The 8,065-nt window shown below is 56.5% G+C and carries 6 protein-coding genes and 1 tRNA gene; 4 read left to right on the top strand and 3 right to left on the bottom strand.

Translation table 11 applies throughout. The features are described 5' to 3' along the window. A partial coding sequence (locus tag ABJK70_RS16765) for an efflux RND transporter permease subunit (protein WP_347258530.1) occupies nt 1–1,293 on the top strand: 1,293 nt, incomplete at its 5' end. A gap of 377 nt (nt 1,294–1,670) precedes the next feature. Here ABJK70_RS16765 and ABJK70_RS16770 read toward each other — a convergent pair. Further along, a complete protein-coding gene (locus ABJK70_RS16770) occupies nt 1,671–1,952 on the bottom strand; it encodes a DUF4389 domain-containing protein (RefSeq protein ID WP_077731622.1) in 282 nt (93 codons plus the stop codon). A 197-nt stretch (nt 1,953–2,149) separates the two neighbouring features. Here ABJK70_RS16770 and ABJK70_RS16775 point away from each other — a divergent pair, with 197 nt between their 5' ends. Next, nucleotides 2,150–2,665, top strand: coding sequence for a DUF2127 domain-containing protein (locus tag ABJK70_RS16775; RefSeq protein WP_086134491.1), 516 nt, complete (start codon nt 2,150–2,152; stop codon nt 2,663–2,665). A 183-nt stretch (nt 2,666–2,848) separates the two neighbouring features. On the opposite strand, the gene ltrA is transcribed toward ABJK70_RS16775, so the two are convergent. Both ltrA and ABJK70_RS16785 read right to left on the bottom strand, forming a co-directional pair. Then, nucleotides 2,849–4,516 (bottom strand): group II intron reverse transcriptase/maturase, encoded by a 1,668-nt coding sequence (ltrA, locus tag ABJK70_RS16780; protein ID WP_077731623.1) that lies wholly within the window; start codon nt 4,514–4,516, stop codon nt 2,849–2,851. Between the two features lie 14 nt (nt 4,517–4,530). Beyond that, nucleotides 4,531–4,604: transfer RNA gene (locus ABJK70_RS16785), tRNA-Gly, on the bottom strand. 1,008 nt (nt 4,605–5,612) lie between these two features. Between ABJK70_RS16785 and ABJK70_RS16790 the strand changes: the two genes are divergently transcribed. Next, nucleotides 5,613–7,040: a glutamate--cysteine ligase gene (locus ABJK70_RS16790; protein WP_347258531.1), complete on the top strand. Its 1,428-nt coding sequence runs from the start codon at nt 5,613–5,615 to the stop codon at nt 7,038–7,040. Next, complete coding sequence (locus ABJK70_RS16795) at nt 7,028–8,065, top strand: M14 family metallopeptidase (RefSeq protein WP_077731625.1); 1,038 nt, start codon at nt 7,028–7,030, stop codon at nt 8,063–8,065. The genes ABJK70_RS16790 and ABJK70_RS16795 overlap by 13 nt, the downstream gene beginning before the upstream one ends.

Raw genomic sequence — 8,065 nt, forward strand, 5'->3', positions numbered from 1 at the left:
CATTACTATCTGCGGCGCGAGCCCCATCAGGCCGAGATTCGGATCAACCTGCTGCCCAAGGAACGGCGCGAGCAGCAGTCTCACGAAATCGCCCTGCGCATCCGTCCCGATATCGAGCGGATCGCCAAGGCTTACGGCGCCAATGCCAAGATCGTCGAAACCCCTCCGGGTCCCCCGGTGCTGTCCACCTTCGTGGCCGAGGTATACGGGCCTCTGGACGCGGCTTATTCCGATCTGGCGCGCGTCGCCGAGCGGGTGAAACAGGAGATCGCCGGGATAGAGGGCGTCGTGGATGTGGACGATACCGTCGACGAGCCGCAGACCGTGATCCGCTATCAGTTGGACCGTCAGCAGGCCGCGCTGCATGGCGTAACCGTGGCGGAGGTCGCGGAAACCCTGCGCGCAGCGTTGAACGGAATGTCCATCGGCGTCGTGCACATTTCGTCCGAGCGCCAGCCCTTGGAAATCGTCATGCGGCTGCGGCGTGCGGAACGCTCCTCCATGGCCGATCTGAATACGCTCCGGGTGAAAGGCCTGGACGGCTCGCTGGTGCCGCTGGGAGAAATCGGCCACGCGATCGAGGAGCCGGCCGATCTCACGATTTATCATAAAGATCTCAGGCGCCTGAGCTACGTTACCGCCGAAATGGCGGGGCGAAGTCCGGTGGAGGCCGTGTTCGACTGGTGGGACATCGAGGACGAAAAACCGCTGCCCGCAGGCTATACGGTCGATCTGGCCGGGGAAGGGGAGTGGAAGATCACGGTGGATGTGTTCCGGGATTTAGGGCTCGCGTTCGGTGCGGCCCTGCTCATGATTTACGTGCTTCTGGTGGCGCAGACGGGTTCCCTGGGGATGCCGCTCATCATCATGGTGGCCATTCCCTTGACCGTCATCGGCATCATGCCCGGCTTCGCGCTGCTCAACCTGCTGTTTACCGAGCCCGTGGCGGGTTTCGACAATCCCATCCTGTTCACCGCAACGGCCATGATCGGCATGATCGCTCTGGCCGGCATCGTGGTCCGGAACTCCATCATTCTCATCGACTTCATCGAGCGGCTGCGGGCTCAGGGCGAAACCCTCGTCGATGCCCTCATCGAGGCCGGTGCCACCCGTCTCCGCCCGATCTTTCTCACCGCCGCCGCCGCGCTGTTCGGCTCTTTCGTCATCACGCTGGATCCCATCTTCTCCGGCCTTGCCTGGAGTTTCATCTTCGGCATCTTCGCGTCGACCGCATTCTCCCTCTATGTGGTGCCGGTGGTTTATTACCTGCTGAATCGGAAAGCGGCGCAATAGCCGCCATCAGAGCCTTTTCCGGTATGTCGTAGCACTATCGGGAGGCCTTCGTCAGCAAGGGATTGCCGATCTACCGCATCTTTTCCAGGCTATATCTCTTGAAGGTGGAAGGCGCTTTGCCGGTCCGCGCCTCATCCGATCACTTCCTCGGCATCGGCCGGGATCTTCGCTCACGCGGCGGCACCTTTGCCGCAACAATTTGTACACAGCAGGCAACAAAATTTCGTGTGCGCATGAACTAACGGGCTGCCACGCTGTCTACATGTATGTGTTCTTCCTCCTCTTGACCCACCGCATGGTGGGTTTTTTTATTTTCGGGGATGCTGAAAGATAAGAGCTTGAAAGCTCGGATAATTGAGCAACGAACTCCGCGACCGTCAATCCTCTCTCGCTCCGAAAGCGGAAAACGGGAAAGGCATGCGGTCGGTGCTGTAGGACATGAAGAGCATCATGTTGTAAATCCACGCCGACAGGGCTTCACCCCATTTCACGCCGAGGCGGGTGGCTCGGCCGGTAAAGAGATGGGCGATGAACTGGAACAGGACGATGGCCCACAGAACAAAACGTACGATACCGAAGAGCGCAAAAAACAGAGCCATGAACAACAGGCGTTTAAAGGCGTTCATGCTGACTTGATTGTTGTCGATCGGGTCTTTCATAAAATGCAAAGGATAAGAAACATAGTGGAGCTACTCAAAAAGGTATTGCCAACGGTCTAGCACAGCCATCGGGGACATGGCGCATGACAGCCGGCGTTAAAAGATGCGACGTCGATCATATTCGCAATCCAATCGCTCGATCCCGAGTTCATTTGCTCAAAAAGTTGGCGGCCAAGGATTTTAGGAGGCGTGTGGTCATGGGACAACTATTATCTGCCAAGCAAAATAGCGTCGTCAGGTCTTCGCACTCGCCGGGAGGCTTACGCGTGATTGCGATAGTCGAGTTGAGCAAAGGTGTGCTGATCGTGCTGGCGGGATTCGGACTCCTCTCGCTTATCCATCATGATGTGCAGCAACTGGCTGAGGAAATTGTCGGTCATTTTCACCTCAATCCAGCCAGCCGGTATCCGCGAATTTTTATCGATTTGGCAGGACGGCTTTCTGATAAGAGGCTTTGGCTTTTTGCCGGTTTTGCATTTACGTACAGTGGGTTGCGGTTTATCGAGGCTTATGGATTATGGCGAGGACGGCGCTGGGCCGAGTGGTTCGCGGTGGCGAGCGGTGCCATCTATATTCCCATAGAGCTTTTCGAGCTGCTGGCCGGCGTCTCGTGGATCAAGGTCCTGACTTTCGCCGTCAATATCGGGATTGTGTCTTATGTGGGCTTTTCTCTATGGCAATCTCAAAGGAATAACCTGAGCCTGCCTGCGTAGGCGGTTCGAACTGAAGTGAAGCAACTTTGATGTTCGAGGATGAAGAAGGTGGGGGACGTGGAGCGGGTGATGGGAATCGAACCCACGTCATCAGTCGGGTAAGGAGAGGGCCTCGCGGCCATCTCCTCCCCTAAGAACCGGACGTGCATGTTTCCACGCATCCGGCTCAAGCAGCCTGAAAGCCTACCCGTTTCGGAGTAGGCCACCAACAAAGGTCGGCTTTTCCTTCGCGTGGACCTGTCGATGGCAATTCTCATGCAGCAGCACGAGATTGCTCATCGTGTCCGATCCGCCCAAGCGCCGCGGCAGGACGTGGTGGAGATGCCACCACGTTTCTGCCGTGATTTTTTGGTTGCATACCGGACAGATTCCTCCCTGGAACCACCAGAGCCAGCGAAGCCGCTTTCGATCCTCCAGCGTCTGAAGCATGCGAGCGGCGAGCCGCCCGGAAAAATAGTCATCAAACGCAGGATCGTAGGGATTGGCCTCCGCTGCGATCTTGGTGTGTTTGCGCTTGTGTACGCCACCCAGACACAACAGAAGCTTGTCCTTTTCCCCGAAACGCCAGTCACGACCCTTCAGGCGCTGAAAATAGCGCTGCTTGATCCATCGTTTCCCTTTGTTCGGGTGACGGCGGACGGCCCAGCGCCATAGGGCACCCCAGATGTGATGGTCGCATCGGGTGAACGTGCGGGTCGCCATTTGGCTGCGGTGATAGTTCGCCCATCCCCGAAGAATCGGGTTCAAGGTATCGATCACCGTGACCTGGCTCACGGCCCGCAGGTCCTTGAGTACCTGTCTGACCTTGCCGAGAAACGCCTTGGTGTTCCGTTTCGAAGGCTGTATCAACAGCATCGATCGGTGCATTCGGACGTTCCAACCCAAAAAGTCGAAGCCCTTATCCACATGGGTAATGCGGGTCTTGGTCTCCGACAGCGTCAATCCTCTTTCCCGCAGGAATTCGGCGACAGCGGGTTTAACTTTCGTTTCCAGCAATTCTTTCGAACTGCCGGTAATCACAAAATCATCGGCATAGCGCACCAGATGGACCTTGGCAGCGCGGGCCTCCCGAACCGTTCGGAACAACGATTCGAGCCGCTGTTGCAGGCCATCAAGTGCCCAATTCGCGAGTACGGGGGAGACAATACCCCCCTGGGGCGTACCCGCTTCGGTCGGGAACAGGCACCCTTTTTCCATATATCCCGCCTTCAACCATTTCCGGAGCAGGCGCTTGTCCATACAAACATTCGCCAACAACCAGTCATGGCTGATATGGTCGAAGCACCCTTTGATATCGCCTTCCAGGACGTACTTCGGAGACGCTTTTCGTCCAAGCACGTTGCGTACCTGTTCGATGGCATCCGCCGTTGATCGGCCCTTTCGGAAGCCGTAGGAGTGTGAATCGGCGAGCGTTTCCGCTACCGGGTCTAAAACCAGCAGATGAAGCGCCTGCATCGCCCGGTCGCGCATCGTCGGAATGCCCAATGGGCGTTTTCCGCCGTTCGCTTTGGGGATGTGAATCCGGCGTAGAGGGGCGGGGCGATAACCCTTGCTGCGCAGATTATGCGCGGCGTGCCACTTGTCTTCCGGGGTACTCCAGGTCTGGCCGTCGACGCCGGGCGTCTTTCGACCTTGATTCTCCGTGACGCGCTTGACCGCTAGCACTTTCGCGCTGGTGGAGCGGGTCAGGAGGGACTGCAAGCGTCTGACTCGTCGCCAGTTGCCTGCTTTCGTTGATTTCGCGATGCGTGTCTGCAACCTCCCGACTACACGATGGGCGTCGGACCACGAAATTTCGTGCCAACTTGACCATGCAGTGGAAGCGACATCACTCTTTGGAAGAGCGTCCATATCAGCCTCCGATATGGAGCGGGTGATGGGAATCGAACCCACGTTATCAGGTTGGGAACCTGAAGTTCTACCATTGAACTACACCCGCCCGATTCCGTCGGAGATGGACGCATTTCTCCCCCGAAGGGATGCATCCATCCCCTCGGGGGTTAGTTAACAGACCTATCTCGCGATAGGCCACCACGCAGAAGTCAGCACCCTTTCGGGTCGGGGCAATCGTTTCATCCCCTATCCGGTCCATTACAGACCAGCCTTCGCTTTTTCCGCGATCCTTTACCCACAAAGGCATCAGCAGACCTTGCGGGCTGCTTCGTCCTGTTGCCAGGACACCTATATGGGCTTACCACGTTCCGTTCAAGTAGCAAAAGTCGTTAAGGTTCCGCCTTTCCGCCGGTGGTGTTGTTTGTCAGCGTGCCCTTACCAAGCAGAAGAGCAACCCACCACGTCCCATTTTGGGTCAAGCCTATCAGTCGCTTTTGGCTTGTTCAGCTTGACGACGTTTAATAGCGGTTCGCTTACGCTAACCATTCGACTCAGCCTAGCGCCTCAACCGGGTGCGACTCCCGATATCACACTAGGCTCCTCACGGAGCTAGTGTACCCCGTAAGGTGGCTACATTGTCAGTACGCTTGGCACGGGGTCGTTATCAACCCAGCACCGTACCTAGGCTACCGGTGGCTGAACACCGGGTCTTGTCAAATCCTGCAATCTGCAAGACAACTACTTAAACGGCATTCGCCGCAATGTCGATACAAAGCCTGCTTCAGAACCACGAACATCTTGAAGATGTCTTATAGAGGTTGCGATCCTGCCACCAGGAGCGCAGGCACGCTGGTGGATAAAGGGCTGTTTTCCTCACGATGACGTTGTGAGTAGGCCAGCTACCGACGCGACTCGTGTCGCACGCTTGGGAAGCTGAGGTTCTACCATTGAACTACACCCGCTTGTCTTCATAATTTTAAGCGCTTTCGCTGGCCAGGATCAATCTTTTCGACCACTTTTGCGGTCTATAGCTTGCGTAAGATAAATTGCGTCTTTGGTCGGCCTTAAGTCCGTGGCATGATGGGGCCAGACCACCAAAACTTTGGGGTGGAACATGGGGCAAGAGATAGAAAGATCCCAGTTCTCCGATGCCGATTTCGATAATTTTCGCCAGCGCCTGGAAGAGGAAACGGGATTACTCAGCCGCTATGTCCGCAAGGGCGTGTGTTCGTCGCTGGGACCGATTACCGGGTTCGAGCTGGAATCCTGGCTGGTGGATTCGGAAATGAACCCCGCACCGGTCAATGCCGCGTTTCTCGAAGCTTTCGGCGGCTCGCTCGCCTGTCCGGAACTCGCGAAATTCAATGTGGAGTTCAATAGCGTGCCGCAATTCCTGCGAGGACAGGTGCTTTCGCAGCTTCGCCTCGATTTGGGCGAACTCTGGCGAAAGGCCTGCGCGGCGGCGGAATCTTTGGGCGTCGAACTCGTCGCGATCGGAATCTTACCTACTGTGCCCTCGGCGGTGCTCAATCTGAACAATATTTCCGAGATGAACCGATACCGGGCGCTAAACGAGCAGATTCTGTCGGCACGTCGCCAGGAGCCTCTAAAACTCGACATTTCCGGTCATCAGCATCTCGCGGTCGAACACCAGGATGTGATGCTGGAATCGGCGGCAACATCGTTTCAGATTCATCTCCAGGTTCCGCTTGAACGGGTACGGGAGTATTTCAATACCGCCATTCTGGTCTCCGCGCCGCTGGTAGCTGTTTCCGCCAATTCGCCGTTCTTGTTCGGAAAGGATCTGTGGGCGGAGACGCGGATTCCTCTGTTCGAGCAAGCGGTCGACAGCGGCGGTTTCCATGAGGCGAGCCACGGCCCCTTGCATAGAGTCGGCTTCGGCAGCGGTTATGCGAGGCACGCTATTACCGAGGTGTTCGAGGAGAATTTTCAACATTATCCGGTTTTGCTGCCGATACTGTCGGAGAGCCCGCCCGAGCAGTTCGCCCATTTGCGGCTGCACAACGGCACCATCTGGCGCTGGAACCGCCCTCTGGTCGGTTTCGATCCCGACGGCCGCCCCCATATCCGAATCGAGCATCGCGTTATTCCCGCTGGGCCGAGCATTGTGGATATGATCGCCAATGCGGCATTCTTTTACGGTTTGGTGGAAGCGTTCGCGAACGAGTACCATGAGCCGTTGATTCCGTTCGCTCAGGCCAAGGATAATTTTTATCAGGCGGCTCGATACGGCCTGGGGGCGCACGTGATTTGGCGGGACGAGACAAAGCTGCCGCTCAAGCCATGGCTTCTGCATGAACTGCTCCCGAAAGCGGAATCCGGTTTAAAGCGATTGGGGTTGGCGGAAGCGGATATCGCCTATTTTTTGGGCATTATCGAGCAACGGATATTATCCGGCCAGACCGGCAGCGAATGGCAACGCCGCTTTATAGAGAAACATCCTGGGGAATTTTCGACCATGACTCGCGAGTATCTGAATCGTCAGAAGAGCGGGGAGCCGGTTCATCGATGGCCGCTCTGATGGATGCTCCGTCTCTGACTCAACTGGACCATGTCCCGCAAGGATTGACCGAGATAGCCGCGGAACGCCTCCATACGATATTGCCGGGACCTACGCTCATTCATCTCCCGGGACGTCAGGAAAGACCCTTGTTCGTGTCCGTTCTGCTTCACGGCAATGAGCCTACCGGCCTACTTGCTGTGCAAAGCTTGCTCAGAAAGTATTCGGACCAGACTTTGCCGCGCGCGCTGTCGGTTTTCATCGGCAATGTCAGTGCGGCGCGGAATGGTGTGCGGCGGCTGGATGGGCAGGTGGATTACAATCGCATTTGGCCCGGAACTACGCATTCCGCTTGCCCTGAGACGGCCATGATGCAGTCGGTAATGGAAGAAATGGCCAGGCGTCGCGTTTTCGCCAGCATCGATGTGCACAACAATACCGGGGTGAACCCTCATTACGCCTGCGTCAACCGGCTGGATCACCGGTTTTTTCGATTGGCGTCCATGTTCAGCCGGTTGGTGATTTATTTTACCTATCCCAAAGGCACCCAAACCTCTGCTTTCGCCCGGCTGTGTCCTGCGGTTACCCTGGAATGCGGCAAACCGGGACAAAAATACGGGAGCGAGCATGTCTTCGAATATTTGGACGCCTGCCTGCACCTCACCGATATACCGGACCACCCGGTTGCATCGCAGGATCTGGATTTTTATCACACGGTCGTACAAGTCACCGTGCGCGAGAACGTGTCCTTCGACTTTTCATCCGAGGACACCGACCTTCGGCTGAACGAAGATTTGGATCATCTTAATTTCACGGAATTGAGCGCCGGGACGGCTTTGGGAATGGTCAAGAACGGCTCGTCCACTCTTCCGTTCATCGCCTGCGACGAATCGGGGCACGATGTCGCCGCCGACTATTTCGAAATTCGCGAAGACCGGCTGGTGCTGAAAAGGGCGGTGATGCCGTCCATGCTGACCTTGGACAAGCGAATTATCCGACAGGACTGCTTCTGCTATTTGATGGAGAGGAAATCGCTCAATCTTTGA

The sequence above is a fragment of the Methylocaldum sp. genome, from assembly GCF_039794385.1.
GTDB lineage: Bacteria > Pseudomonadota > Gammaproteobacteria > Methylococcales > Methylococcaceae > Methylocaldum.

Coding starts and splice junctions, on each gene's coding strand:
- ABJK70_RS16770 (WP_077731622.1), bottom strand. CDS start 1,952: ATGAAAGACCCGATCGACAACAATCAAGTCAGCATGAACGCCTTTAAA.
- ABJK70_RS16775 (WP_086134491.1), top strand. CDS start 2,150: ATGGGACAACTATTATCTGCCAAGCAAAATAGCGTCGTCAGGTCTTCG.
- ltrA (WP_077731623.1), bottom strand. CDS start 4,516: ATGGACGCTCTTCCAAAGAGTGATGTCGCTTCCACTGCATGGTCAAGT.
- ABJK70_RS16790 (WP_347258531.1), top strand. CDS start 5,613: ATGGGGCAAGAGATAGAAAGATCCCAGTTCTCCGATGCCGATTTCGAT.
- ABJK70_RS16795 (WP_077731625.1), top strand. CDS start 7,028: ATGGCCGCTCTGATGGATGCTCCGTCTCTGACTCAACTGGACCATGTC.